Source organism: Bosea sp. F3-2 (assembly GCF_008253865.1).
GTDB lineage: Bacteria > Pseudomonadota > Alphaproteobacteria > Rhizobiales > Beijerinckiaceae > Allobosea.
In genome coordinates this window covers 1-25,598 of sequence record NZ_CP042331.1, presented here as the reverse complement: position 1 = coordinate 25,598, position 25,598 = coordinate 1, and the positions used below count along the sequence as shown (strand labels likewise).

General features: G+C 67.0%; 21 protein-coding genes and 3 pseudogenes. 13 read left to right on the top strand and 11 right to left on the bottom strand.

Annotation, left to right across the window (positions count from 1 at the left end; genetic code table 11):
- Window positions 1-6: 6 nt before the first annotated feature.
- The 4 genes from FQV39_RS00125 to FQV39_RS00110 all read left to right on the top strand — a co-directional run bounded on the left by FQV39_RS00125 (window position 7) and on the right by FQV39_RS00110 (window position 3,498).
- A complete protein-coding gene (locus FQV39_RS00125; protein WP_149128456.1) occupies window positions 7-1,380 on the top strand; it encodes an MBOAT family O-acyltransferase in 1,374 nt (457 codons plus the stop codon).
- 46 nt (window positions 1,381-1,426) lie between these two features.
- Entirely contained in the window at window positions 1,427-2,491 is a 1,065-nt protein-coding gene (locus FQV39_RS00120) for an SGNH/GDSL hydrolase family protein (protein ID WP_248313182.1), read from the top strand.
- Window positions 2,492-2,674: 183 nt separating this feature from the next.
- A complete protein-coding gene (gene dksA, locus FQV39_RS00115; protein WP_149128455.1) occupies window positions 2,675-3,097 on the top strand; it encodes an RNA polymerase-binding protein DksA in 423 nt (140 codons plus the stop codon).
- Window positions 3,098-3,312: 215 nt separating this feature from the next.
- A complete protein-coding gene (locus FQV39_RS00110; RefSeq protein WP_149128454.1) occupies window positions 3,313-3,498 on the top strand; it encodes a hypothetical protein in 186 nt (61 codons plus the stop codon).
- A gap of 369 nt (window positions 3,499-3,867) precedes the next feature.
- On the opposite strand, the gene flgH is transcribed toward FQV39_RS00110, so the two are convergent.
- Genes flgH through flgF form a run of 4 tightly spaced genes read right to left on the bottom strand, consistent with a single transcriptional unit; the run spans window position 3,868 to window position 7,266 of the window.
- Window positions 3,868-4,620, bottom strand: a complete 753-nt coding sequence (gene flgH, locus FQV39_RS00105; protein ID WP_149128453.1) for a flagellar basal body L-ring protein FlgH — start codon at window positions 4,618-4,620, stop codon at window positions 3,868-3,870.
- 17 nt (window positions 4,621-4,637) lie between these two features.
- Window positions 4,638-5,693: a flagellar basal body P-ring formation chaperone FlgA gene (flgA, locus tag FQV39_RS00100; protein WP_149128452.1), complete on the bottom strand. Its 1,056-nt coding sequence runs from the start codon at window positions 5,691-5,693 to the stop codon at window positions 4,638-4,640.
- 16 nt (window positions 5,694-5,709) lie between these two features.
- Entirely contained in the window at window positions 5,710-6,501 is a 792-nt protein-coding gene (gene flgG, locus FQV39_RS00095; protein ID WP_149128451.1) for a flagellar basal-body rod protein FlgG, read from the bottom strand.
- 21 nt (window positions 6,502-6,522) lie between these two features.
- Window positions 6,523-7,266 (bottom strand): flagellar basal-body rod protein FlgF, encoded by a 744-nt coding sequence (gene flgF / locus FQV39_RS00090; protein ID WP_149128450.1) that lies wholly within the window; start codon window positions 7,264-7,266, stop codon window positions 6,523-6,525.
- A gap of 283 nt (window positions 7,267-7,549) precedes the next feature.
- Here flgF and fliL point away from each other — a divergent pair, with 283 nt between their 5' ends.
- From fliL to FQV39_RS00065, 5 genes are all read left to right on the top strand, one after another.
- Window positions 7,550-8,047, top strand: coding sequence for a flagellar basal body-associated protein FliL (gene fliL, locus FQV39_RS00085; RefSeq protein WP_149133573.1), 498 nt, complete (start codon window positions 7,550-7,552; stop codon window positions 8,045-8,047).
- A 43-nt stretch (window positions 8,048-8,090) separates the two neighbouring features.
- On the top strand, window positions 8,091-9,218 hold the full coding sequence (gene fliM / locus FQV39_RS00080) for a flagellar motor switch protein FliM (protein ID WP_149128449.1): 1,128 nt from the start codon (window positions 8,091-8,093) through the stop codon (window positions 9,216-9,218).
- Window positions 9,219-9,228: 10 nt separating this feature from the next.
- Window positions 9,229-9,690 carry a DUF6468 domain-containing protein gene (locus FQV39_RS00075; RefSeq protein ID WP_187640124.1) on the top strand — a complete coding sequence of 154 codons (462 nt, stop codon included), beginning with the start codon at window positions 9,229-9,231 and terminating at the stop codon, window positions 9,688-9,690.
- Window positions 9,687-10,523 (top strand): MotE family protein, encoded by an 837-nt coding sequence (locus FQV39_RS00070; RefSeq protein ID WP_149128448.1) that lies wholly within the window; start codon window positions 9,687-9,689, stop codon window positions 10,521-10,523. The genes FQV39_RS00075 and FQV39_RS00070 overlap by 4 nt, the downstream gene beginning before the upstream one ends.
- A 264-nt stretch (window positions 10,524-10,787) precedes the next feature.
- Entirely contained in the window at window positions 10,788-14,177 is a 3,390-nt protein-coding gene (locus FQV39_RS00065) for an ATP-binding protein (protein ID WP_149128447.1), read from the top strand.
- A 74-nt stretch (window positions 14,178-14,251) separates the two neighbouring features.
- On the opposite strand, the gene FQV39_RS00060 is transcribed toward FQV39_RS00065, so the two are convergent.
- The 3 genes from FQV39_RS00060 to FQV39_RS00050 form a co-directional block, all read right to left on the bottom strand.
- Window positions 14,252-14,596 carry a lipid-A-disaccharide synthase N-terminal domain-containing protein gene (locus FQV39_RS00060; RefSeq protein WP_149128446.1) on the bottom strand — a complete coding sequence of 115 codons (345 nt, stop codon included), beginning with the start codon at window positions 14,594-14,596 and terminating at the stop codon, window positions 14,252-14,254.
- Window positions 14,596-15,339 carry a glycosyltransferase family 2 protein gene (locus FQV39_RS00055; RefSeq protein WP_149128445.1) on the bottom strand — a complete coding sequence of 248 codons (744 nt, stop codon included), beginning with the start codon at window positions 15,337-15,339 and terminating at the stop codon, window positions 14,596-14,598. The genes FQV39_RS00060 and FQV39_RS00055 overlap by 1 nt, the downstream gene beginning before the upstream one ends.
- A 180-nt stretch (window positions 15,340-15,519) precedes the next feature.
- Entirely contained in the window at window positions 15,520-17,214 is a 1,695-nt protein-coding gene (locus FQV39_RS00050) for an ArnT family glycosyltransferase (RefSeq protein ID WP_149128444.1), read from the bottom strand.
- A 209-nt stretch (window positions 17,215-17,423) separates the two neighbouring features.
- Here FQV39_RS00050 and FQV39_RS00045 point away from each other — a divergent pair, with 209 nt between their 5' ends.
- From FQV39_RS00045 to FQV39_RS00030, 4 genes and pseudogenes are all read left to right on the top strand, one after another.
- Window positions 17,424-18,947 (top strand): sensor histidine kinase, encoded by a 1,524-nt coding sequence (locus FQV39_RS00045; RefSeq protein ID WP_149128443.1) that lies wholly within the window; start codon window positions 17,424-17,426, stop codon window positions 18,945-18,947.
- Complete coding sequence (locus tag FQV39_RS00040; protein ID WP_149128442.1) at window positions 18,937-19,695, top strand: response regulator; 759 nt, start codon at window positions 18,937-18,939, stop codon at window positions 19,693-19,695. The genes FQV39_RS00045 and FQV39_RS00040 overlap by 11 nt, the downstream gene beginning before the upstream one ends.
- 118 nt (window positions 19,696-19,813) lie before the next feature.
- Complete coding sequence (locus FQV39_RS00035) at window positions 19,814-20,386, top strand: TRAP transporter small permease subunit (RefSeq protein WP_248313479.1); 573 nt, start codon at window positions 19,814-19,816, stop codon at window positions 20,384-20,386.
- Window positions 20,383-21,812 (top strand): annotated as a pseudogene (locus FQV39_RS00030) (TRAP transporter large permease). Before FQV39_RS00035 ends, FQV39_RS00030 begins: the two are co-directional and overlap by 4 nt.
- 95 nt (window positions 21,813-21,907) lie before the next feature.
- On the opposite strand, the pseudogene FQV39_RS00025 reads toward FQV39_RS00030, so the two are convergent.
- From FQV39_RS00025 to FQV39_RS00010, 4 genes and pseudogenes are all read right to left on the bottom strand, one after another.
- Window positions 21,908-22,952 (bottom strand): annotated as a pseudogene (locus tag FQV39_RS00025) (NAD(P)H-dependent flavin oxidoreductase).
- Between the two features lie 53 nt (window positions 22,953-23,005).
- Window positions 23,006-23,235, bottom strand: a pseudogene (locus FQV39_RS00020) (tautomerase family protein).
- 28 nt (window positions 23,236-23,263) lie between these two features.
- Window positions 23,264-23,974, bottom strand: a complete 711-nt coding sequence (locus FQV39_RS00015) for an SDR family NAD(P)-dependent oxidoreductase (RefSeq protein ID WP_187640123.1) — start codon at window positions 23,972-23,974, stop codon at window positions 23,264-23,266.
- 145 nt (window positions 23,975-24,119) lie between these two features.
- Window positions 24,120-25,055, bottom strand: a complete 936-nt coding sequence (locus FQV39_RS00010; protein ID WP_149128440.1) for a LysR family transcriptional regulator — start codon at window positions 25,053-25,055, stop codon at window positions 24,120-24,122.
- Window positions 25,056-25,598: the final 543 nt, after the last annotated feature.

Below are 25,598 nucleotides of genomic sequence, written 5' to 3'. Positions count from 1 at the left end.
CGCCCGATGCTTTTCAACTCCTTCGCTTTCCTGCTCGCCTTTCTGCCGCTGGCGCTAGCCCTGCACTGGTTGGCCGAGCGCTTCGCGCCGCAATGGCGGCTGCCAGTGCTGGTCGTGCTGTCCTTCGCCTTCTACGGCTATTGGGACTGGCGCTTCCTGCCGCTGCTCGCGCTTTCCGTCGGAGTGAACTGGCTGATCGCCGAGGCGTTCCTGAAGACGAAGTCGAGCGGGCTCATCACGCTCGCCATCGCGCTGAACCTCGCCGTCCTGGCGGTGTTCAAGTACTTCAACTTCTTCGTCGGTCTCGCTGGAATGATTCCCGGATTGCCGGCGCCGAAGTTCGACATCGCGCTGCCGCTCGGCATCTCCTTCTTCACCTTCCACCACATCATGTACCTGACGGATCTGCGGCGCGGCCAGGCGCCGCGCTATGATCTCGTCCGCTACGCGCTCTACATCGCCTTCTTCCCGCAGGTGCTCGCCGGCCCGCTGGTGCGCTGGCGCGAGATCATGCATCAGCTCGACGAGCGGCCCTACCAGCGGCCTGATGCCGCCGAGCGCATCGCGCGCGGGCTGATGCTCCTGACCTTCGGCCTCGCCAAGAAAGTGCTGATCGGCGATCCGCTGGCGGAATATGCCAACCCGGTCTTCGCCGCCGCGGCGGCCGGCAAGATCGTCAGCTTCGTGGAAGCCTGGCAGGCGACGCTCGCCTTCACCTTCCAGATCTATTTCGACTTCTCCGGCTACACCGACATGGCGCTGGGCCTTGCCCTGCTCTTCGGCATAGTCCTGCCGCAGAACTTCGAGGTGCCCTATCGCTCGCAGAGCATCCAGGATTTCTGGCGGCGCTGGCACATGACGCTGTCGCGTTTCCTGCGCGACTATCTCTATATCCCGCTCGGCGGCTCCCGATCTGGCCTGCCGACCCAGGTCTGGGCACTCTTCGCCACCATGGCGCTCGGCGGCCTCTGGCACGGCGCCGGCCTCACCTTCGTCGCCTGGGGCGTCGCCCACGGGCTCGCACTGATTGTCGCGCTGTTCTGGCGCCGCGCCGGCTGGCCAATGCCGGCGCCGCTCGGCTGGCTCCTGACCTTCCTCTTCGTTGTGCTGTGCTGGGTGTTGTTCCGGGCTTCGACCTTCGAGGCGGCGCTGACCATCTACAAGGGGCTGTTCGGCCTCGCCCCGATCGGGACTGGCTTCAAATGGCGCGCGCTGGTGCCTGCGGCGGCTTTCGCCATCATCGGCCCGACCGCCTGGAACCTCGTCCACAAGCTGCCGCCGGCCCGCTGGATCGCAGTGCTGACCGGGCTCCTGTTCGTCATCATCCTGCTGAAGATCGGCGAAGACGCGAATTATGAGTTCATCTACTTCCAGTTCTGAGCCGGCCGGCACGCCAGCTCAGGCGGCTAGGGCATTTTCGAGCGAAGTGGACACCGGTTCGCGTGAAGAAAATGCGATCAAACAAAGACCTGGAGCATGTCCGCGATTCGGAGAAACGCGGAAATGCTCCAGATGGACGAACTTCATCGCGACGCTGCTTGCGGCGGCCGCGCTGGTCTCCGCCGCCTTCCTGACGGTCGCATTCCTGCTCGATCCCTATGATTCCGGCCGCACCCCGCTGGCCTTGAAGGAGGGCGTGCGCCCGCAGGGGCCGCGCACGGCCCTGGCCAGCCGCGGACGTGATCCACAATTCACCGGCGCGATCTTCGGCAACTCGCATATCCAGCTGATCTCGCCGGAGGAGCTGCGAAAGAGAACCGGCATTCCCTTCGTCTCGCTGATCGCACCCGCGACCATGCCGAAGGAGCAGCTGGCGACGCTCGACTGGTTCCTGCGCCACCACCGGCAGGTGCCGCCGAAGGCGATCGTCGTCGGTATCGACCAGTACTGGTGCACCCCAAACCCGCGCTTTCCGAACGAAAAGCCCTTTCCGTTCTGGTTGCTCTCCCGCAGCACGCTCGACTACGTCGCCGGACTGATGCGCTACGACCTGATCGAAGAGGTTCCGCGCCGCTTCGCCTACCTCACCTCGAAAAAGGCCGAGCGCGGCCGGCCCGACGGCTACTGGAACTACGAAGCCGACTATGAGCTTCAGGGCTTTCACCAGCGCCCCGAACTGCGCGCGCGCCTGGAAGAGCCGGTCACCGCCGGCGGCGGCAACGTCGACGGTCCCTTCCCCGCTGCGACGGGGCTCGAGGAGTTGATGAAGTCGGCCCCGCCTGAGACGGCGCTGATTCTCGTGCGCCCGCCGGTCTATGTCAGCGCGCTCTCGAAGCCCGACACGCCGGATGCCGCCGCCGACGCAGCCTGCCGCAAGGCTTTCGCCGACCTCGCCGCCCGCCGCCCCAACACGGCTCTGGTCGATTGGCGAGTCGATCGACCCGCTCTGCGCGACCCGAATCTGTTCTTCGACCACAGCCATTATCGCCAGCCCATTGCCCGGCTGGTCGAGGCCGATATCGCGGATGCGATCGGAAAGCTCGAGAAATAGTCAGAAAATCGCGATTTTATCCGCCTTTTCTGCCTTTCGGCAGGCCCCGATCACGAAGCGGTTGATGCCATGTCGGAAGCGATTGTTCCGTTTGAAACGGATCGCTATAAGGGCGCCAAATCGGCTCACCCTCCCGCGGCAAAGCCGATGGGCGCGTGAGCGGACAACTCAGAGAGCGCGCCCATGTCGAAGCAGATCATCCTCGATGCGGACTACAAGCCGAGCGATGACGAGCCGTTCATGAACGATCGTCAACGTGAGTATTTCCGCGGCAAGCTCCTCGCCTGGAAGGACGAGATCCTGAAGGAGGCGAAGGAAACCCTCGTCACGCTGCAGAGCGAGAGCGAGAATCACCCTGACATCGCCGACAGGGCCTCATCCGAAACCGACAGGGCCATTGAGCTGCGCGCCCGCGACCGCCAGCGCAAGCTGATCGCCAAGATCGACGCCGCCATCGCCCGCATCGACGATGGTTCGTACGGCTATTGCGAGGAAACCGGCGAGCCGATCTCGCTGAAGCGCCTGGAAGCCCGTCCGATCGCGACGTTATCGCTCGAAGCTCAGGAGCGCCACGAGCGCAACGAGCGCGTCTTCCGCGACGACTGACCGCGGCACACCAGCTTCGGCATTTTGACAGGCCCCGCACCCATGGCGCGGGGCCTTTCTGCATGAGTTGGCGGCTGCGGTGGAATGGAGGCTTTCGACCCAACTCGGACCTTCATTCCGCGGTGGTTGCCGCTACAATCTGCGCCGGTCACTTGAACGTTGGGCTGAGGATTTAGGTGACCATCGCCTGGGCAACATTGCTTTAGCGGGGCCGCATGTCGGATTGGGACGCTCTACCGCCAGATGAAATGGCGGAACACCTCGTTGCGAGCCACGGCCGCTCGGCGTTTCTCTTCGCTACCGATGCACTGGAATTAATAGTCGAGAAGCAGGACGAGAACGGAGAGCGCTACTGGCTCGAGGTGAGAAAGCGCGTGGCTGAAATTCTGGCAGATCGCTGATCGGGGTGAGACGGGACACAGGGAATAGATCGGCGAACAGAAAATCTGCAATCGCGAGCGCCGCGAGGCAATGTCGCCTTGGCGGCTGTGATAGTGGGCCAAACTGACACCTGTGCAGGGGCGGTCCGCATCTAGCCCCGGAGCACGCCGAAGCGTCAGCATCCCAGCCCATCTCGGACATTCCGCACACAACCGCCCAACGGAAAAGCCCCGCGTCGAGAGAACGCGGGGCTTCTGGCCGCCAACCTTTGAAGCTTGGGGAGCGTGGCGGGCGGCCGGGGCTGTCGGCGGCTCGGGAGAGACCGCCGGCCGGACCGGCGCGGAGACAAGGGGGAGCGTTCCGCGCCGTCCGGATTTCGGAAAGTGGGGTCAGAAGGGCAGCAGGATATCCATCACCTGCTGGCCGTAGCGCGGCTGCTGGACATCGGTGATCTGGCCGCGGCCGCCATAGGCGATGCGGGCCTGGGCGATCTTGGTCGAGTCGATCGTGTTGTCCGACTCGATGTCCTCCGGCCGGATCACGCCGGCGACGATCAGCTCGCGGATCTCGAAATTGACGCGGATCTCCTGCTTGCCCTCGATCACGAGGTTGCCGTTGGGCAGGTTCTGGGTGACCACGGCGGCGACATTGGTGGCGAGCTGCTCGCTCCGGCGCACGGAGCCCGCACCCTCGCTCGAGCCTTCGGAATCGAGCTTCAGCAGCTCGCCGGCGTTCGACCCGTCCGGCAGGAACTTGTCGAGCTTGTTCTCGAAGCCCATGATCCTTGCAGCGCCGAAATCCTCGCCGTTCTTGCGGCTGCGCTTGGTGGTGTTGTCGAGCTGCGCCCGATCGGTGAACTTCACCTTCACTGTGACGAGGTCGCCGACATTGCGGGCACGCTGATCCTTGAAGAAGGCGCGCGAGCCGGTGCGCCAGAGCGAGTTCGGCGCGTAGGAGGCGTGCTCCATCGCCGGCATCGGCATTTGCACCGGCTTGTAACCCTTGGCGGCGGTCGGATCCTCGACAGGCGAGAGCGTCGGCGCCTGGCCGACATTGGCGAGGCGATCGCCGATGCCGCAGGCCCCGAGCGAGGCGGTGAGCATCAGCAGGCCGGAGAGCTTGGCGAGACGATTGGCGTACATGGCGGTTTCCATGGCGATCACTGGGCGCTGGCGATGCGGCCGGCGGCGGTGGGCTGGACGGAGACCCGTCCCGGCCCGCTGACCTTGCCTTGCAGCACGCGCTTGGATTGGGGGTTGGTGACGGAGACGACGTCGCCCATCGCGCCGGCCTCGTTGGCCCGGCCGCGCAGCGTGATCAGCAGGCCCGGCGCCTCGTAGACGATGGTGACGAGGTCGCCCTTGCCGACGATCTCCTCGCGCTGGACGTCGCTGCCGCGCAGCGGCACCCCGGCAAGCAGAGCCCGGCGCGCGACCTTGTCGACCGCCGCGCGGGCGTCACTGATGATCTCGCCGCCCTGCCCGTCGCGCGGGCGCCGCTCGACGATGACGTCGTCCTTGCCGAGCGTTTCGCCGCGGGCGATCAGGCGCTTTGGCACCACCACCTCCATGGTCTCGACGAGCTGGCCGGAGATCCGCAGCGGCTTCAGTCGCATCGCCATGCTGCCGGGCACGGTGAGCCGTGCCTGCAGGCGACGCGAGCGGGCGTCGAAGGAGAGATCGAGGACGCCGACATCGCCGGTGAGCTCGGGCTCGACCGCGACGGCCGGCGCCCCGCCGTCAATCGCCAGTGCGAAGATGCGGGCATCGACGCCGAAGCGCTCCTGCAAGCCGATCTTCACCGCAATCTCGATGTCCGCAGCGGTGACTCGGCGCGCAGCGCGCGTCACCACCACCTGGGCGAAGCCCCGGCTGTCGAGATCCGAAGTCTCGCGGACGATGCCGGCGGCGCGTGCCGCCTCGACGACGCGCGTGACCTGGATCGTGCCGGTCTCGCCGAGGCCCGGCGCGCGGAACGCGGCGGTTCCAGCAGCCTCGCCCATCAGCCCGGAGATGAGATCGCCGAAAGTGACGAGGTCGCGGGAGAGGCTGACCTCGGAGCGCAGCTGCAGCTTGCGCGGCAGCGCGGCAGCCGGCGCTGCGACGGCGGAAGCGACTGCGACCGCCGCGGGCTGCGGATGCTGCTGGCCGTGCTGCGGAGCCGCCAGGGCGGCGCCGCCGGAGAGCAGGAGCACGATCAGGGAGCGGCGGATCATGATGCGGAGCCTCCGGTCAGCCGCGGAACATCTGGGTCGTCGCCGACATCATCTGGTCGGCGGCGGTGATGACCTTGGAGTTCATCTCATAGGCGCGCTGCGCCGCGATGAGCGAGGAGAGCTCCGTCACCGCTTGGACATTCCCCTCTTCGAGATAGTTCTGCTGCAGCGTGCCGAAGCCCTCGCCGCCGCCGAAACCATCGATCGGCTGCCCCGAAGCGGCGGTCTCGACATAGAGGTTGTCACCGATCGACTCGAGGCCGACCTTGTTGACGAAGCGCACCAGCTGGATCTGGCCGAGCTGCTGCGGCGCGGTCTGCCCCGGCAGCATTGCCTCGACGATGCCCTGCGCGTTGATGCTCACGCTGGTCGCATTGTTCGGCACGGTGATGCCGGGCTCGACATGGTAGCCGTCACGCGTGACGATCTGGCCCTGCGAGTCCAGGTCGAAGGAACCATCGCGGCTGTAGGTGGTCCGCCCGTCCGGCATGCGGATCCGGAAGAAGCCCTCGCCGCGGATGGCGAGATCGTAAGGTTTCTCGGTCGGCGTGATGTTGCCCTGCGTCATCACGCGGCCGGTCGAAACCGTCTTGACGCCGGAGCCGATGAAGGTACCGGCCGGTGCCTGGGTGTTCTGGTCGGAGGTGGCCGAGCCGGCGCGACGGAAATGCTCGTAGAGCAGGTCCTGGAAATGCACCTGCTGGCGCTTGTAGCCGGTGGTCCGGACGTTGGCGATGTTGTTGGAGATGACCTGGACGTTCATCTCCTGGGCCATCATGCCGGTCGCGGCTGTCTGCATGGCGCGCATGGGCTCGCTCCTTTTCCGCTATCAGGCCTGCTGGTCCGCCAGGCGCGTGATCGCCCGGCTGCGCAGCTCGTCGGATTTACTGATCATGTTGGCGACGCTCTGGTAGTTGCGCTGCACCTCCATGAGCCGGGTCAGCTCGACCACGGCCTTGACGTTCGAACGCTCGACCGCGCCAGGCTCGAGCCGCGCCTCGGGGCCGGCAGGCTGGGCGGCAGCCGTCGCGGAGAACAGGTTGGTGCCCTCGCTGACGAGCTTGGTCGGGTCGGCGAAGCGGACCTGGCGCAGCTTGCCGCGCGTGCCCTGGTCGCTGCTCACCGTGCCGTCGGCGGCGATGCGCATCGCATATTCGCTGGAGCCGAAGGTGATCGGGCCGGAATCGCCCATCACCGGCAGTCCGGTCTGGGTCACGAGGCGGCCCTGCCGGTCGACGGTCAGCGAACCGGCCCGGGTGTAGCGTTCCCCGCTCGGCGTCTGCACGACGAGGTAGTTGTCGCCCTTGAGAGCGACGTCGAGCGGGTTGCCTGTCTGCTCAATCGTGCCCTGCGACAGGTCGATCGGCGTGCCGTTGTCGATGACATAGGACAGCGGCCGGTCGGACGGCTTGAAGGCATCGGCCTTGGCGACCGGCATGATGAATTCGTTGAAGCGCGCGCTGCGCGCCTTGAATCCATTGGTGCCGACATTCGCCATGTTGTTGGCGATGACGTCCAGCTCGCGCGCCAGGGCAACCTGGCGCGACAGGCCGATGAGAAGCGCGTTCTCCACGGCTCAACTCCCGATCATGTCCCGCGGCGACCTCGACGCTCCCCAGCGCAGTCGCCACGGACCATTCCCGGCAATCGCCGTGCCAGCATGGTTAATTCTCGCAAGATACTGATATTTATAACCTTAATTTCTTTACCTCGGCTCGACACAACCCGGCACGAACCGCAGAAGCGGCAAGAACGACCCGGCAAATTCTGCCGCCCTTAACGGCGCGTTAACCGTGATTGGCGAAGGTGCGTCCATGGGCGGCAGAACGCGGCCCGGCGGCCAGGGCGCAGACGAGATGGCAAAAAAGGCCAAGAAGGAAGAGGAAGGCGCTTCGGGTGAAGAGGCGCCGAAGAGCAAGAAGAAGCTCTTCATCATCGGCGGCGTCGTGCTGCTGGCAGCTGCCGGCGCCGGCGGCTGGTTCTTCCTGAAGAAGCCCACCCCGGAGCAGATCGCTGCAGCCGAGGCGGCCAAGCCGAAGAAGCCTGCCACCTTCCTCGAAATGAAGGACATGATGATCGGCATGTCCAATGGCGGCCAGCAGGACCGTCAGCCGGTCATGAAGATCAAGGTCGTGCTTGAGATCGCCGATGCGAAGGTCTCGGAAGAGGTGAAGCCGCTGCTGCCGCGCGTCGAAGACGCCTTCCAGGTCTTCATGCGTGAACTGCGCCCCTCCGATCTTGAAGGCTCGGCCGGCATGTACCGGCTGAAGGAGGAGCTTCTGCGCCGCGTCAACCTGACGGTCTACCCGGCCAAGGTTGATGCAGTGCTGTTCAAGGAACTGCTGGTGCAGTGAGCCGGGGTAACCCTGAGCCCCGGAACGAGATGACGGCGGAACGATGAGCACCGAGCGCGATAACCCCGCACCGACCGACGAGCCGCTGACGCCGGAAGGCATGGCGGCCGGCTGGGCCGCGATGCCGGACATCGTCGAGGAGGACGGCGAATCGGAAGGCGGCGTAGACCGCCTGATGTCGCAGGACGAAATCGACACGATGCTCGGTTTCTCCAGCGGCGACGACGGTGCGTCCCGCAACGGCATCCAGGCGATCGTCGATTCCGGCTCGGTCGCCTATGAACGCCTGCCGATGCTCGAGATCATCTTCGAGCGTCTCGTGCGCCTGCTCTCGACCAGCCTGCGCAACTTCTTCACGGACAACGTCGAGGTCACGCTGGAGAGCATCCGCTCCGTGCGCTTCGGCGACTACATCAACTCCATCTCACAGCCGGCGCTGCTCTCGGTGTTCAAGGCCGAGGAGTGGGACAATTTCGGCCTGATCACCATCGAATCGGCCCTGACCTATTCGGTCATGGACGCCATGTTCGGCGGCAAGCGCGGCCAGCCCGCGCCGCGCATCGACGGCCGCCCCTTCACCTCGATCGAGATCCGCCTGGTACGCCGCGTCATCGAGCTGGTTCTGGGCGACGCCGAGGCCGCCTTCAAGCCGCTCTCGCCGGTGACCTTCACGGTCGACCGCGTCGAGTCCAACCCGCGCTTCGTCTCGATCTCCCGCCCCGCCAACGCCGCGATCCGCGTCGAGCTCAAGTTCGACATGGAAGGCCGCGGCGGCGCGCTGCACATCCTCCTTCCCTACGCCACCATCGAGCCGATCCGCGAATTGCTGCTCGAAAGCTTCATGGGCGAGAAGCTCGGGCGCGACCCGATCTGGGAGAACCATCTCGCGACCGAAGTCTGGCAGGCCGATGTCGACGTCACCTGCGTGCTGCACGAGACGCAGATGCCGCTGAAGCGCGTCATGAAGCTCGAGATCGGCGACACGCTGATGTTCGACACCCGCCCCGACTCCGCCGTCTCGCTGCGCTGCGGCGACTTCATCGTCACCGAAGGGCGGATCGGGCGCGTCGACGACAAGATCGCCGTCCAGGTGGTCGCCCCGCTCCGGCGCTCGAAGACCACGCTCGCCGCCTTCGACAGCCTTGCCAGCCATCTCGGCGCCACGACCTGAGCAGGACATCATGACGATCAATCTTATCGCCGACGTGCTTGTCGCCAGCCTGCTGGTCGCCACCATCATCACCTGCTTCGTCCTGACCAAACGCATCGAGCGCCTCAAGGCCGACGAGGCGGGCATGCGCCAGACGGTCGGTGCCCTCATCACCGCCACCGACAATGCCGAGCGCGCCATCGCCGGCCTCAAGCTCACGCTCGGCGATTGCGACCGCACTCTGGAGGAGCGCCTGCGCACCGCCGAACGCTATGCCGCCGATCTCGCCGCCCAGGTCGAGGCCGGCCAGGCAGTGATGGAGCGTATCGGCCAGATCGTCAGCGCCGCCACCCTCGTCGGCGCCAAGCCGCCGGTGGCAGAAGCCGCCCCGGTTGCCGAACCCGCGCCCGTGTCCCGCCTCGAAAGCGCCGCCCAGTCAGCTGCCGCCATCCGCGCCCGCGCCGCCCGCCGCCTTGAGGAACAGGCTGCGTGATCGAAAGACCCCGCCTCCTGCCGGCAGTCATCCTCGGCGCCATGGGTCTTCTGGCGCTGAAGCTGCTCGCCTGGACGGCGGACCCCGCCCCCGGCAAGATTCCGCCTGATCCGCCTGTTTTCGCGAAGGCGCCCGTGGGCAAGACACCCGCCGCCGAGAAGGAAGTCTGGGGTCTGGCGAAGATCATCGCGCGCGCCCACGCGCCGGACTTCTTCGATCCCGAGACGACCGGCTCCGTGCCCGCTCCCGATCCGAAGAAGGAGCAGGAGAAGAAGGAAGCCGAGGCGAAGGCCGAGGCTGCCCGCGCCGCCAACCCCAACAACAAGGCCGGCGTCATGAACGGCACGGCCAAGCCGCTCTCGCCGGCGGAAAAGGCCATCCTCGAACGCCTCGGCGAACGCCGCGAGGAGCTCGACGGCCGCATGCGCGAGCTGGAAATGCGCGAGCGCCTGCTGGATTCGGCCGAGAAGAAGCTCGACGGCCGCGCCGGCGATCTCAAGAGCCTGGAAGAGAAGGTCAGCCCGGCCGCAAAGGCCTCCGCCGACGAGGCGAAGGCGATCAAGAACCTCGTCATCATGTATGAGGCGATGAAGCCCAAGGACGCCGCCCGCGTTTTCGACCGCCTCGGCCTCGATGTGCTGGTGCCGGTGGTGCAGCAGATGAACCCGCGCAAGATGTCCGAGGTGCTCGCTGCCATGTCGCCGGAGCGCGCCGAAAAGCTGACCGTCGCGCTGGCGACGAGCGGCCGCATGCCGGGCTTCGAACGGGTGGCGAACGAGACCCCGCTCCCCGGCAACGAGCTGCCGGCGATCGCGCCCGCCCCGCAGCGCTGAACACAGTTCATTTTTTGCGGAAACGCGCGGTCATCCCGGGCTTGACCCGGGATCCATGCCAGAGGGATTCCGATCGAAGTTCAGGCATGGATTCCGGCTCTGCGCTTCGCTCCGGCCGGAATGACCCGCGCTCGACGAAAACCCCGCACACGCGAGAGCCCGTTCCGCGTTAAGACGGCATTATGGTTGACACGCTAGCGTGCCCGAGGGCCGCCGCGTCTGCGTGATGCGAAGGCCCGCTGTCGCGTTGGTCGAGTATTCCGTTTGCCTCTGTCGCGTTCCCTCGCCTTCGGTATCGGGCTGGCCGCTCTCGCGCTCGCCGCCGGCCTGGACGCGCCTGCCTTGGCCGCCAGCGCCACGATGCGGGGCGAGGCCATGCCGGCCGGCTTCGGTCGCGTCTCGCTCGCCTTCGATGAACCGACCCAGACCCGCATCCGCGTCGCCAATGGCGTGCTGATCGTCGCCTTCGGCAGCCCGGTCCGGGTCGATATCGCGCGCATCACCCGCGAATTGCCCAATTACGTCTCGGTCGCCCGCATCGACCCCGACGGGCGCGGCATGCGCTTCGCTCTGACCCAGCCCTACAAGGCCAACCTGATCGAAGCCGGCGACAAGGCCTTCATCGATCTCCTGCCGCAGAACTGGGCGGGCGTGATGCCCGGCCCGCCGCCGGAAGCCATCGCCGAGCTGACCGAACGGCTGCGCGTCGCCGAAGCGAAAGCCCGCGAAGCCGCCCGTCAGCCGGCCGCCCCGCCTGCGGTGCTGACGATGCGCTCGGCCAGCCTTCCAACGCTGGAGCGCCTGATCTTCAAGGCCCCCGCAGAGACGAAGCTCGCCAGCGAACTCTCGGACGGCGCGCTCAAGCTCATCTTCGACAAGCCCATGAACGTCGAGGCCGGCGAAATCCGCAATGCGCTCCCGGCTGATGTCGCGCTTTCCGCGCTCGACGCCGGCAAGGACGCGCTCAGCCTGACGCTCTCCCTGCCGAAGGATTGGCAGGCCCGCAGCTTCAACGACGAATCGGGGCTGGTCGTCGATCTGCTGCGGCCGGCCAAGATCGGCGCGCTCTCCCTGCCCGATATCGACAAGCCGCAGCCACCCGCAGCGCCGGCCGCCGTCGAGCCGCCGAAGCCCGCCGTCGCTCAACCGACCGCGCAGCCAACCACTCCCGCGCCTCAGCCTGCCGCCGTAGCCCCGGAGCCGCCGCCTGGTCCGGTCGCGATCACCGCGGCCGAGACGCGCCTCGATTTCAGCTTTCCGCGCCAGACCGGCGCCGCCGCCTTCCTCGATGCCGGCGTGATGACGCTGGTCTTCGACACGCGCGACACCATCGATCCCGCCCGCCTCGCCGGTCTGCTGCCGAAGCTGATCGAGGAGAGTTCGGTGACGCGCGAGAGCCGCGTGACACTCGTCCGCCTGCGCCTGGCCGGCCAGCCCCTCGCCCGCTTCTTCGACGACGGCAATGGCTGGTCGCTCGATCTCGGCGAAGATGCGAGCAAGCCTGCCGCGATGATCGAGCCACGGCGCAGCATGGATGAGCGCGGCCAGACCATTCTCGCCGTGCCGCTCGCCGGGCTCACCGGCATCCATTGGCTGGAATCCGGGCCCGCAGGTCTGCCGATCGCCGTCGCCACCGCGACCGGCCCCGCGCATCTCACGCCCAAGCCTTATCAGTTCGTCGAGTTCAGCCTGCTCCAGACCGCGCAGGGGCTGGCCGTCCAGCCGCGCTCGGACGATGTCGTCGTACGTGCCGGCACCGAGCAGGTACGCATCGGCCGCGCCGGAGGGCTCACTGTGTCCCTCGATGTCGCCGAGCCGAACCGACAGCAGACCGAAGCACAAGCCGAGAAGCACGAATCCCCGCCGCTGCTCGACGCCGATGCCTGGGCGAAGCTGCGCCTCGGCAACCTGCGCGATCGGGCCCGGGCCCTGATGCTCGACGTGACCGACGCCTCGCGCGGCCGCAAATCGGATGCGCGCCTGACGCTCGCCCGCTTCTACGTCGCCAATGGCCTGATGCCGGAAGCGGCCGGTCCCCTCGGCGCGATGATGGCCGACGACGCGGCCATGCGCGGCAACCGGGAGGCGCTCTTCCTGCGGGGCGTCATCGCGGCCCAAATGCATCGCGATCAGGATGCGATCTCCGCCTTCAACGCCGAAGCGATCAAGGGCGACGTCGAGGCGGGGCTCTGGCGCGCGCTGGTCGAACAGCGTTTGAACCGGAACGCCCAGGCGATGGTCGGCTTTCGCCGGGCCGAAGCGGTGCTCGATCGCTACCCCGTCGATCTCCAGGGCGAGTTCCGCGAGGCGATGGCCCGCGCCGCGTTTGCCACGCAGGATATGGGCGTGGCCGAGCGGCAGGTGCAAGCGCTCACGGACATGCCGCGCGGCAGCTTCGACCAGGAGCGCCTCGCCCTGTTGCAGGCACGGCTCGACGACACCTGCGGCCGCCCGGAAGCCGCGATGAACGGCTACAAGGCGCTGTTCGAGGCGAAGAGCCGCCCCGTCGCCGCCGAGGCGCAGCTGCGCGCCGTCAGGCTCGCCGATGCCGAGAAGCGGACCGACCTCAAGCCGGAGGAGGCCATCGCCCGCCTCGAGACCGTCTCGGTGATCTGGCGCGGCGGCCGGCTGGAGATCGAAGCGCTGGCCGAACTCGGCCGACTCTATGCCGACCAGCAGCGCTGGCGCGACGCCTTCCTGATCGCCCGCCGGGCCAACGAAAACTTCCCGGACGATCCGCTGACCCGCCGGATGCATGACGAGACGGCGCAACGCTTTGCCGAGCTCTTCACCGGCTCGGGCCTCGGCAACCTGCCGCGCATCGAGGCGCTGGCGCTGTTCTACGACTTCAAGGAGTTTCTGCCGATCGGCCGGCGCGGCGACGAAATCACCCGCCTCCTCGCCGACCGGCTGGTCGAGCTCGACCTGCTCGATCAGGCCGCTGAGATCCTGCGCTACCAGATGGATCGCCGCCTGACCGGCGCAGCGCGCTCCACCATCGCCACCCGCCTCGCCATGATCGACCTGATGAACGGCAAGCCAGCCGAGGCGATCCGGGCGATCAATGCGACGCGGCTCGTCGAATTGCCGGCCGACGTCAAGCGCGCCCGGCTGCTGCTGGAGGCCAAGGCGCTCTCCGATCTCTCGCGCACCGACCAGGCGCTGGAGATGCTGGAGGGCGAGCGCGGCGCCGAGGTCGATCGCCTGCGTGCCGACATCTACTGGACCGGGCGCCGCTGGCGCGAGGCCGGCGAGGCCTATGAGCGCATCCTCGACGAGAGCTGGCGCGGCGACACGGCCCTGACCGATGCCGAGCGCGCTGACGTGATGCGCGCCGGCGTGTCGTATGTGATGGCGAACGAAGCCCTGTCGCTGGACCGTCTGCGCAGCAAGTTCGCGCCGAAGATGGCGCGCAGCGCCGATGCCCGCACCTTCGCCTTCGTCACCGGCGCCAACCGCTCCCGCGCGGCTGATATCCGCGAGATGGCGCGCGCGACCGCGAATGCCGACAGCGTCTCGGAGTTCCTCAAGGCCTATCGCGAGCGCTACCCCGGCCTCTCGGCCGCCATGCGCAAGCCGCAGCAGCCGGCGGAACCCCTGCCCTCGCCGGCACAGGGCGCCACGGCCGAACCGTCGACGCCGCAACGCAGCTGAGCACCCGCAACGTCATTCCGGGGCAGGCGGAAGGCCTGAGCCCGGAATGACGGCGTGGGTCCTTACCCTTGGCCTCAACCCGGCCCGGAATTCGTGTCCTCGCCGCGCGCCTTGGCGCGCAGCACGAATTGCAGGTTGCGGACATAGACGAAGACGCCGAAGCCCTGCCCGAGGATGAAGACCGGGTCGCGCCGGTAGAGCGCATACATCAGCAGCAGCGCGCCGCCGCCGATCGAGAACCACCAGAAGGTCATCGGTACGACGGAGCGCCCGGCCTTCTCACTCGCCAGCCACTGCACGACGAAGCGCATGGTGAAGAGCCCCTGCGCCACGACGCCGAGCAGCACCCACCAGTCGATGTTGTTGACAAAGACGTCGTGGAAGTAGTTGCCGATGGTTTGCTGCAGATCGATCAGCATCACATCGTCTCCGAAACGATCTGCGGCACGTGCTTGCGCCGCCGGATCAGCCACCAGACGCCGGCGAGATCCAGAATGCCGACCCAGAGCCGGTCGAAGAAGCCGTAGTTCGAGACGCCGGTCAGGCGCGGCCGATCGCGCACGTCAGCGTGCAGCACCTTGTAACCCTCGCGCGCCATCAGCGCCGGCATGAAACGGTGCAGCGCGTCGAAATAGGGCAGTGCCAGATAGGCCTCGCGCCGGAAGCACTTCAGCCCGCAACCGGTGTCGCGCGTATCGTCCTTCAGCACGCGCGCACGCACGCCATTCGCAACCTTCGACTGCCAACGCTTGAAGCCGGTATCCTTGCGGCCGACACGCTGGCCCTGCACGAGCCCGGCATGCAGGCCGCCCTTCTGCAAGGTCTCCACCATCTGCGGCAGGAAGACGGGGTCGTTCTGGCCGTCTCCGTCGAGCGTCGCGACGATTGCGGAGCGCGCGTGACGCACGCCGCTGCGCACCGCCGCGCTCTGCCCGCAGGATTGGGCATGGGTCACGACCCGCAGCCAGGGCCGCACCGCCGCCAGCTCCGCGAGTTTTTCGGCCGTGCCGTCGGTCGAGCCGTCATTGACGTAGACCACTTCGAAAGGGCCGATCGTCGCGCAGGCCTTCTCGATATCCGCGATGAGCGGCGCGATGTTGCCGACCTCGTTGCGCACGGGCACGACGACGCTGAGCAGGGGATGGGAGGAAGTTTCGGTCAAAACGGCATCATCCGGCAAAACGGCCCGCAAACTGCGTCAGCGCAGCCCATAGAGCATTGCGCGAAAAAGTGGGAACCGGTTTTTCGCCTAAAGCAATGCTCTAGGCGACAAGAAGCGATCACGCTTTTTCGCATTTTGACGGTTCTGTCAAAAGGGGAGGTGATCGAGGGCAAGCATTTCTCAACCCGGCTCCCTGACGAAGACGGCGATTTCAAGCGGGCGGCCGCCATTGAGATTGAAGCCGCGGATCGTGGTGAACAGGCGCGGCTTGACCGGCTGGTTCGCGAGCGCAGCCTGGAACTCGTCGGCGAAGCGCTTCTCGACGAAAGCGACGCGGCAGCCGGGTTGGCCGAGGAAGTCGGCGGCCTGCTGGCCGCTCGCGGCCATGGCGAGGTTGGTGCCGGTCAGGAAGACCAGGCTCGGCTCACGATAGCCCAGCGTCTGCACGGCCGGATCGGGGCAGGCCGCCCGCGCCGCTTCGGCGAGCCGCGGCGAGAGCTTCAGCGAGCGCAGGCTCTCGATGGCGAAGGGGTAGACCGAGGCGGTCAGCAGCAGGCTCGCGAGCACGCAGCGCCAGAGCGCGCCTTCGAGGTCGAGGCGCCGGAAGGCGGCGATGACGCCAGCAGCAACGAGGAGCACCAGCGCAAAGCCGGGCAGAGCCAGCCAGGGCAGGGTCTGGTCGAGCTTCCAGTTGCCGACGAGAATCACGCCCATCAGCGCAAGCGGGACGATCAGCACAAGGCAGGCGGTCGCGACCGCGCCGCGCCGGTAGCGGTCGATGCCATCGTTGATCATCGCCAGCAGCAGCAGCGCGGTGATGGCGGGATAGAGCGGCAGCACGTAATGCGGCAACTTGGTCGGCACCGCCTCGAAGACGAGCCAGCTCGGCACGATCCAGGCGATCAGGAACAGGATCTGCGGCTCCTTGCGCCGCACCCAGGCGAAGGGCACCGCCATCGCGGCGAAGGCAGCCGCCGGCCAGTAGGTCGCGAAAAAGACCAGCAGGTAGAACCCAGGCGGTCCCCAGTGCTTCTCCTGCCCCTCAGCGACCTTGCCGAGCATGTCCTGCCCGACGCTGTCGGCGAAGAAGCTGCCGCCGGTCTTGAGCATGATCGCGACGAACCAGGGCAGCGCCACGACGAGGCAAAGCAGCAGCCCCGGCCCGAAGCGCAGCGGCTTCAGCCAGCGGAAGGAACGCTGGCTCGCGCTCAGCACCAGAATGGCGAGGCCCCAGACCATCGGCACGATCGGCCCCTTGATCAGGAGCCCGATCGCGGTCGCGCCCCAGAACACCAGCCAGTTGCGCCGGTCCGGCACGAAGGCGAGCGAGCGCGTCCAGTCGAGCCAGGCGCGCGCCAGCGCGCCCATGCTGGCAACCGCGCAGGCGGCGAGCACGGCATCGGTCTTGGCGATGCGGGCTTCGACGCCGAGCAGCACCGCGGCCGCCATCAGCGAGGCGCCGAGCAGAGCATAGCGCCGCGCCAGGAAGGCAAGCAGCGCCCAGTAGGTCAGCAGCACCGTCGCCGTCGCACCGAACAGCGAGGGGATGCGATAGAGCCAGATCTGCGTGCGCGCCTGCGGCACGCCGAGCGCCTCGCCCGCCTTCACCGCCGCGCTCTGAAGCCAGTAGATGCCGACCGGCTTCTTGTGCCGGGCCTCGTCCTGGAAACGGATATCGACGAAATCGCCGGTCTCCAGCATCTGCTTGCTGGCCTGAGCGAAGCGTGGCTCGTCGCGGTCGAGCGGCTGGAGCGTGCTGAAGCCGGGTAGAAAAGCCGCGAGCGAGAGCAGCAGCAGGAAGGCGCAGACGCGCGCATGGCTGACTGTCAGGAAACTCGTCAGCCGGTCGATCGCTGGCGTGAGCGAAAACATCATCCATCCTCGCGACCGCCGGGCCGCGCCTGTGCTGAAAGCCGGTCGCGCTGGAACGCCGCCCGCTTGCCGGGCCTTTCGGGCACGATCAAGGCGAAGCCGCGCGCGGTTTACGCTGCAGGGCGCGAGCGGGCAAGCGCGAGGACGACGCATGTCCACCGTTTGGCCTGTGAACCTGTGGCGGGGATCCCGGCGGAACGCTATCGAAGTCTATGGCTGTCTTGCGCTCGCTCCTGCCCTACCTGAAGACTGCCGCGTTCGTCGCCGCGGCCACGGCGCTGGCGGGCGTCGTCGTCTGGTTTGCGCCGCTCGACAGCGTCTCGGCCATCTACATGCTGCCGGTGCTGATTGCGGCGGTGCGCTACGGCACCGGTCCGGCGGTCGTGGCCGCCCTGCTCGGCGCGTTGATGACGACGCTGTTCTACCCGCCGCTCTTCAGCGTGCTGGTCTTCGAGCCGCCGCAGATCATCGACCTGATCACCTCGCTCGTCGTTGCCCTGGTGGTGGGACAGCTCGCCGGCAAGCTCCGGCAGCAGATGGTCCAGGCGAGGGAAGGCGAGCAGACCATCCGGCGCATCTACGAGCTCAGCAGCGCACTCGCGACTGCAACCGATGTGGACTCGGTCTATCGCATCGTAGCCGAGCAACTGTCGCAGGCGCTCGGCCGCCCGGCGGCGCTGTTTGCCCGCGCAGAGTTGGGGCAGCTCGCGACGGTCCATTCGCCCTTTTCTCGCGAGGTTACGGACGCCCTCGCCGAGCGGGCCAGGCTGACCCTCCTGAGCTCAGCTGCTCCATCCGCGGCGTCAACCTTCGCACTGCCACAAAATGGGCACTGGCTCCTGTGCCGGCTGACCGGGACCGACGAGGCCCGCGCCATCGTCGCAATCGAGCTCGACACCGCCGATGGCACGCCCCACGAAACGCTGATGGAGCGCATCAGGCTCGTGCTTGCCGAGGGAAACCGCTCGCTGGAGCGATTGGGACTGTCGCAGATCCTGGAGGAGCGGCGCCTGCGGCAGCGCACCGACGCATTGCGGGACATCTTGGTCGAATCGGTCTCGCATGAGCTGCGCACGCCGCTCGCGGGCATCATGGGCTCGGCCAGCGTGCTCGCAGCCTCGCCCAGGCTCGAGGACCAGCCGGCGCTCCTGGCCTTGGCGGGCGGGGTCGAGCACGAGGCCGCCCGCCTCGACCGCCTGATCCAGAACGTCCTCGATCTCGGCCGCATCCGCGCCGGCGCGCTTCAACCGCGGCTCGACGCCGTCGACCCGCTCGATATCATCAACAATGCCCTCGATGTCGCTGCCGTTCGCCTGAGCGGTCATGCCGTCCGACGCGACTTCGGCGCGGAGCTGCCCTTCGTGCGGGTCGATCCGATGCTCGTCTCCCAGGCGTTGGTGAATGTGCTGGAGAACGCCGCCAAATATACGCCTGAAGGTGGCGCGATCTCCGTCTCGGCCAGCATGGAAGGGGATGCGGTGGCCGTCGCCATCCACGACGAAGGAGCCGGCCTCGCAGCAGGAGAGGCAGACATGATCTTCGAACGCTTCCACCGGGGCGAGCGCCATGCCGATATCGCCGGCGGCAGCGGCCTCGGCTTGACGATCGCGCGCGTTTTCGTCGAGGCCTGTGGCGGGCACATTGCCGCCGCGAGTGATGGATCTGGACTGGGCACGACGCTGCGGCTGGTCTTGCCGATGGCGAAAACAGGACGACATGACCTCGATGACGAATGAAACAGCAGCGTTGACGGCACCCGCGACCGGGCCGCTCGTCCTCGTCGTCGATGACGAGGCGCCGATCCGCCGCTTCCTGCGCACCGGGCTGGAAATGCATGGCTTCCGCGTCGCCGAGGCCGAGACGGCGCGGCAGGCGCAGGAAGAGGCGGTGATGCGCCAGCCCGATCTCGTCGTGCTCGACCTCGGGCTGCCCGATGCCGATGGCGCAACCGTGGTTGACGCACTGCGCGGCTGGTCGAAGGCCCCGATCATCGTCCTGTCGGTGCGGAAGTCGGAGGCCGAGAAGGTCAAGCTGCTGGAGAGTGGCGCCGACGACTACATCGTGAAGCCCTTCGGCATGGCCGAGTTGCTGGCGCGCGCCCGCGTCGTGCTCCGCCGCGCCGTCAGAGAGGAAACGCCCGACCCGCTCGTCAGCGTCGGCGGGCTCGTGATCGACATCGCTCGCCGCCTCCTCAGCCGGGATGGCACGGCGATTATACTTTCGCCCAAGCAGTTCGCCCTGCTGCGCATCCTGGCGGTCCACCAGGGCAGCGTGCTCACCCACCGTCAATTGATGCGTGAGCTCTGGCCGCAGGAGCCCGACGAGGATGTGCAGTACCTGCGCATCCTCATGAAAAAGCTGCGCAACCGCATCGAGCCCGATCCGGCACGGCCAGTCTACATCGTCACCGAGCTCGCCGTCGGCTATCGCCTGCGAACGCAGGAACAGTTCACCGCAGCTGGTTATGCCACGGTTATGAGTTGAGCATTCCCCCGTCATGGAACGGCTAAGCCCGTAACTGCTAGCAGCGGCGTTCGGGGAAAGCACGTCGCCGCGGGGGCTCATGTTCAAGCTTTGGTTGGCCGTCGCAACCATTGGCGCCATGGCCGGCGCGGTGGCGATAGCCTGGTATTTCTGCCGCCAGCTGATGCCGCTGGCGCGGCTGATTGACCGCATCGGCGGCGGGCTCGGCGTCATCGCGAGCTGGCTGGTGCTGCTGGCCTGTCTGGTCAGCGCCGGCAACGCCACGATCCGCTACCTGTTCTCCTACAGCTCGAACGCCTGGCTCGAACTGCAGTGGTACATGTTCGCCGGCATGGTCCTGCTCGGCTCGGCGTATACGCTCAAGGTCAACGAGCATGTCCGCGTCGACCTGTTCTACGGCGCGGTCTCCGACCGCACACGGCACTGGATCGACCTGCTCGGCGGCGCGATCTTCCTGCTGCCGATGTGCATCGTGATGATCTGGTTCACCTGGCCGTGGTTCGTCCAGTCCTGGACGCTGAACGAAGCCTCGAACAATGCCGGCGGCCTGATCCGCTGGCCGGTCATCCTCCTCCTGCCGGTCGGCTTCGTCCTGATCCTGCTCCAGGGCATCTCAGAGATGATCAAGCGCGCCGCAGCGCTGCGCGGCTTCCACCAGCACGAATACGCTTACGAGAAGCCGCTGCAATGATCGACACGATCCGCGACAATCTCGGCCCCATGATGTTCGGGGGGCTGATCGTCTTCCTGCTCATCGGTTATCCGGCGGCGTTCTCGCTGGCGGCGGTTGGCCTGTTCTTCGGCTTCATCGCCATCGAGATGGGCGTCATCACCCATAACTATATGGGCAACCTGACCTTCCAGCTGTTCTCGATCATCTCGAACGACCTGCTGCTCTCGATCCCGTTCTTCACCTTCATGGGTGCGGTTCTGGAGCGTTGCGGCCTGGCGGAAGACCTGCTCGACTCGATCGGCCAGCTCTTCGGCAGCATCCGCGGCGGCCTCTCCTACGCTGTCATCTTCGTCGGCGCGATCCTCGGCGCCATCACCGGCACGGTCGCGGCCTCGGTCATCGCCATGGGCGTGATCTCGCTGCCGGTGATGATGCGCTACGGCTACGACATGCGCCATGCCACCGGCGTCATCGCGGCATCCGGCACCATCACCCAGCTCATCCCGCCCTCGCTCGTCCTCGTCGTCCTGGCCGACGTGATGGGCCGCTCGGTCGGCGACATGTATGCCGGCGCCATCGGCCCCAGCATCGTGCAGGTCGCCCTGTTCTGTATCTGGGTCATCATCCTCAGCATCGTCCGCCCCGAGGCGGTGCCCGCCCTGCCGCCGGAAGCCCGCACGCTCAAGGGCCGGGCGCTGGTCTGGAAGTGCATCCGCGGCATCGTACCCTCCGCCGCCCTGATCTTCCTCGTGCTCGGCACCATCTTCATGGGCCTGGCGACGCCGACGGAAGCCGGCGCGATGGGTGCTGTCGGCGCGCTGCTGCTGGCGGCGATGTACGGCACCCTGAGCTGGAAGCTGACCTATCAGGCGATGTCCTCGACCATGCGCATCACGGCCATGGTGACGATGATCCTGATCGGCGCGCGCGTGTTCAGCCTGGTCTTCCAGGGCGTGGGCGGCGGCAAGTGGATCGAACACATGCTCACCGGGTTGCCGGGCGGTCAGATCGGCTTCCTGTCCTTCACCATGGTGTTCGTCTTCTTCATCGCCTTCTTCCTCGACTTCTTCGAGATCGCCTTCATCATCATTCCGCTGCTGGCGCCGGCGGCGGAGAAGCTCGACATCAACCTGATCTGGTTCGCGCTGCTGATCTGCGCCAACATCCAGACCAGCTTCATGCATCCGCCCTTCGGCTTCGCGCTGTTCTATCTGCGCGGCATCGCTCCGCCGACAGTGAAGAGCCGCGACATCTATCTCGGCTCGATCCCCTGGATCGTGCTGCAGCTGATCCTGGTGGCGCTGATGATCGCCTTCCGCAGATGGTGACCTACTGGCTCGAGAAGCCGGCAACGCTCGACCCGGCCGCGCTCGAGAAGCAGCTCAACTCGATGCCCTCCTTCGGCACGATCGAGCTGCAGGGCCTGACGCCGCCCAAGCCGTAAGGCAGTGCGCGCCCGCGGGCGATCAACGCCTTCGGGCGCCTCTCGCTCTCCCAGCCATTGCTGAGGTCACGTCAGCGCTCGAATGACATAACCCATCACCCCGCGAGCATCCGCGTCAGCTCGGCCGATGACATCGGCCTGGCGAGGGGGAAGGCCTGGCCGGCCCAGAGCAGGGTGAAGTCGTCGCGACCCGCCGCTTCGGCCGCGCCGCGCAGTGGCCCCAGCGCCGTGCCGGCGGTCGGGAAGCGCGGTGCGAGCTCGGAGAGCGGCCGAGCTCTGACATGGCGCGGTTGACGATGCCGCGCGCCGGCCGGCCGGTGAAGAGATTGGTGATCGCGGTCGGGCGCTCGCCCGTGCTGAGCGCCTTGCGATAGATCGGCGAAATGCTCGCCTCGGGCGTGAACAGATAGGCGGTGCCGACCTGGACGGCGGCGGCGCCGAGGGCGAAGGCGGCAGCGACGCCGCGCCGGTCGCAGATGCCGCCGCCGCGATGACCGGGACGGAGACGGCATCGACGATCTGCGGCACCAGCGCGAAGGTGCCGACCTGCTCCGACATCCTGTCGGTCAGGAAAGTGCCGCGATGGCCGCCGGCCTCGGCGCCCATGGCGATGATAGCGTCGACGCCGTGTTCGGCGAGCCAGCGCGCCTCGGCCACCGTGGTCGCGCAGGCGATCACCTTGGCGCCGGTGCGCTTCACTCGCGCGAGCAACTCGGCGGGTGGCAGTCCGAAATGGAAACTGACGACTTCCGGACGATAATCCTCGACCACGCCCGCGGAGGTCGCGTCGAAGGGGGTGCGCCCGCTCGGGCTTTTCGGCATGTCCGGGTCGAGCCCGGCCTCGGCGTAGTAGCCGGACAGGCGTGCAAGCCAGGCAGCCTGGCGCGCCGGGTCGTCCGCGGGGCTGACATGGCAGAAGAAGTTGACGTTGATCGGACGGCGTGTGCCGGCCCGCACCTTGTCGAGCGCGGCCGCAAGCCGGCCTCGTTGTTTATTGCGCGCTCGCCAGCGAGCCGAGACCTCCCGCTTCGCTCACGGCAATGACCATCTCCGGCGTCGTCGCGAGCGCCATCGGGCCTGGATGATCGGCAGCTCGATACCGAGAAGGTCGAGCAGCCGGGACTGGTTCGTCGTAGTCATCGCGTGTCCTTCGAAAGTCTGGAGCGAGCAGTTCGGGCTTGCCGGCGGCGAGATTAGCGCGCCGCGCGTCGCCTGCGGTACTCCGGGACAGGCAGACCACCCCAGCCCCAGTTGTCGAGCTCGACCTCCTCGATCACGACGAAGGTCGAGTCGAGCGGCTTGTCGAGCACGTCGAGCAGGAGCTGGCTGGCGCCGGCAATGAGCCGGGCTTTCTCCTCGGCGGTGACCGCGGGGCGCCCGGGCCGGAGCCCTCACGGGTAACCTGAATAGTGACGATCGGCATGGAAACCTCCTGCTGCTTCGGATTGTGGTCAGTGTCCGGCACTCTGGCCGCCATCGACATGCAGGATCTCGCCGGTGACGAACCCGGCGCTCTCCAGGAACAGCACGGCATCCACGATGTCCCGGATCTCGCCCATCCGCTTGACCGGATGCAGATTGGCCAGGAATTCATGGGTCTGCGGCGCATGCATCGGCGTCTTGATCACGCCCGGCGAGACCGCGTTCACGCGGATGCCCTGGGTGGCATATTCGATGGCGAGCGCCTTGGTCGCCGCGTTGATGCCGCCCTTGGTCAGGTTGGCGAGCACGGTCGGAACGCCGGCGATCGCATGGTCTGTCAGGCTGGTGGTGATGCTGACGATATGGCCGGAGCCTTGCTTCAGCATCGCCGAGGCGGCCTGTTGGGTGATGTGGAAGAAGCGGCGAGATTGGTCGCGATCTTGGCTTCGAAATCGGCGGCCGTGTAATCGGTGAAGGGCTTGGCGATGAAGATGCCGGCATTGTTGACCAGCGTGTCGATGCGCCCCGAAACGAGCCAGCGCCTCGCGGATGACCGTCTCGGCAGTCGCCGGATCGGCGATGTCGCCGGGAACCGCGAGAATGTCATGGTCTCCGGTCTGCTTGATCGAGCGCGACGTCGCCACGACGCGATAGTTGCGGTCGCGGAACCCCTTGACCAGCGCGGCGCCGATGCCCTGCGAAGCACCGGTGATGATCGCCACCTTCCGTTCGTTGCTCATGATGATCCTCATCTCTTCGACAGCGAGCGGAATTGTCGCTGTCCGGCCCGTCTGGCCTGGTGAGGATCATTTTGGGAATTTCGCACTGCGGCTGAATGCCCGACGTTCGGCAGGCATTCTTCCGCATAACGGAAGGATCGACGGCTCAGGATCGCATCGCGACCGACTCGGCCGAAAGCCGCGCAAAGTCGGCGCGCAGCCGCGGCACCGCGAAATCAAGGAAGGCCCTGACCTTCGGGACATTCGAGCGTCCCTGCGGCAGCACCAGATTGACGGGGCGGGCCGGCGGCTCGGCGTCCCGCAGCAGGAGCTGCAGCGAGCCGTCCTGCACGCGTTCGGCGACATGATAGGTCAGTAATCGCGTGACGCCGAGCCCGCCGACGGCCGCACCCAACGCTGCCCTGACGCTGTTGACGACGAGCCTCGGCTTGAACTGGACGGAGCGCGGAATCGAGCCGCCCTTCGCTGGCGGGAAGACCCAAGCGTCGCGCCCGAAATCGGTGCAGGCAATGATGCTGTGCTGAGCCAGGTCGCCCGGTTCGTCGATGCGCGGATGCTGGCTGAGATAGCGTGGCGAGGCCACGATCACCGGCCGGACGTCGCCGCCGATGCGGATCGCGGTCATCGCAGAATCCGGCAGATCCAGAATGCGCAGGGCGATGTCGATTCCTTCCTCGATCAGATTCGCACCCCGCACGAGCAGGACGAGATTGACCGAGACGGCCGGGAAGGCTTCGATGAAGGCATCGATGATCGGGCGAAGGATCTCCTCGCCGCTGATCGGCGGCGCGGTGATGGTCAAGGTGCCGCGCGGCGCGATACGTTCGCCCCCGGCCACAGCCTCGGCCTGCTGCAGCTCGGCGAGGACGCGCCGGCAGGCGGCGGCATAGCGCTCGCCGATCTCGCTGAGCCTGATCGCCCGGGTGGTGCGGTGGAGCAGCGTCGCGCCGACCTGCTGTTCGAGGAAGGCGATCGCCCGGCTTACTGCCGCCGGAGACCGGCCGAGCTGGCGCCCTGCCCCGGCGAGGCTTCCCTCGTCGAGAGCGGCAACGAACACCTTCATCGCGTCGATACGATCCATGCAGCCCCGGCAGCCTCTTCTCGATCGGCATAGTAAGCCAAGGCGCCGGCGCGCTGCTTCGCCGCATTCGCCGCCGCCCTGTCGACGATGCCGGCACCGCCATCGCCGAGCGCGGGAGCGGATGAGAACGGCTGCAATCACGCCTGCCGGTTGAACGGACGTCGAAGACGAGTCGTAATGCGCTGATTGACGATGCGGGAGGGTGCTCCGATGGTCGTCGCCGCGGGCCCGACAGGAATAGGCAGCGCCAGCCGGTTTTGGCAGCGAAGCCGTTCGTTCCGCGTGGATCCGGCCTGGGCTCTCGCCGGCATGCTTCTCCTCGCCGGCTGCGGGCTGCGCCGACCGATGCGGCGCTCGCCCCGACGAATGTCAGCGATGCCGGCGCCCGCAATGTCGAGTTCTCGTCGCACCACGCGCAAGCGTTCCGCGCTCGCGCGGCGTCTTCACGCCCGACCGCCAACCGGGCCTGGCCTATGCTCAATACGCCGTCTCGGTGCCGCGCTCGCATCAGCCCGGTGAGATCGAATATCCGGACCTTGCGCG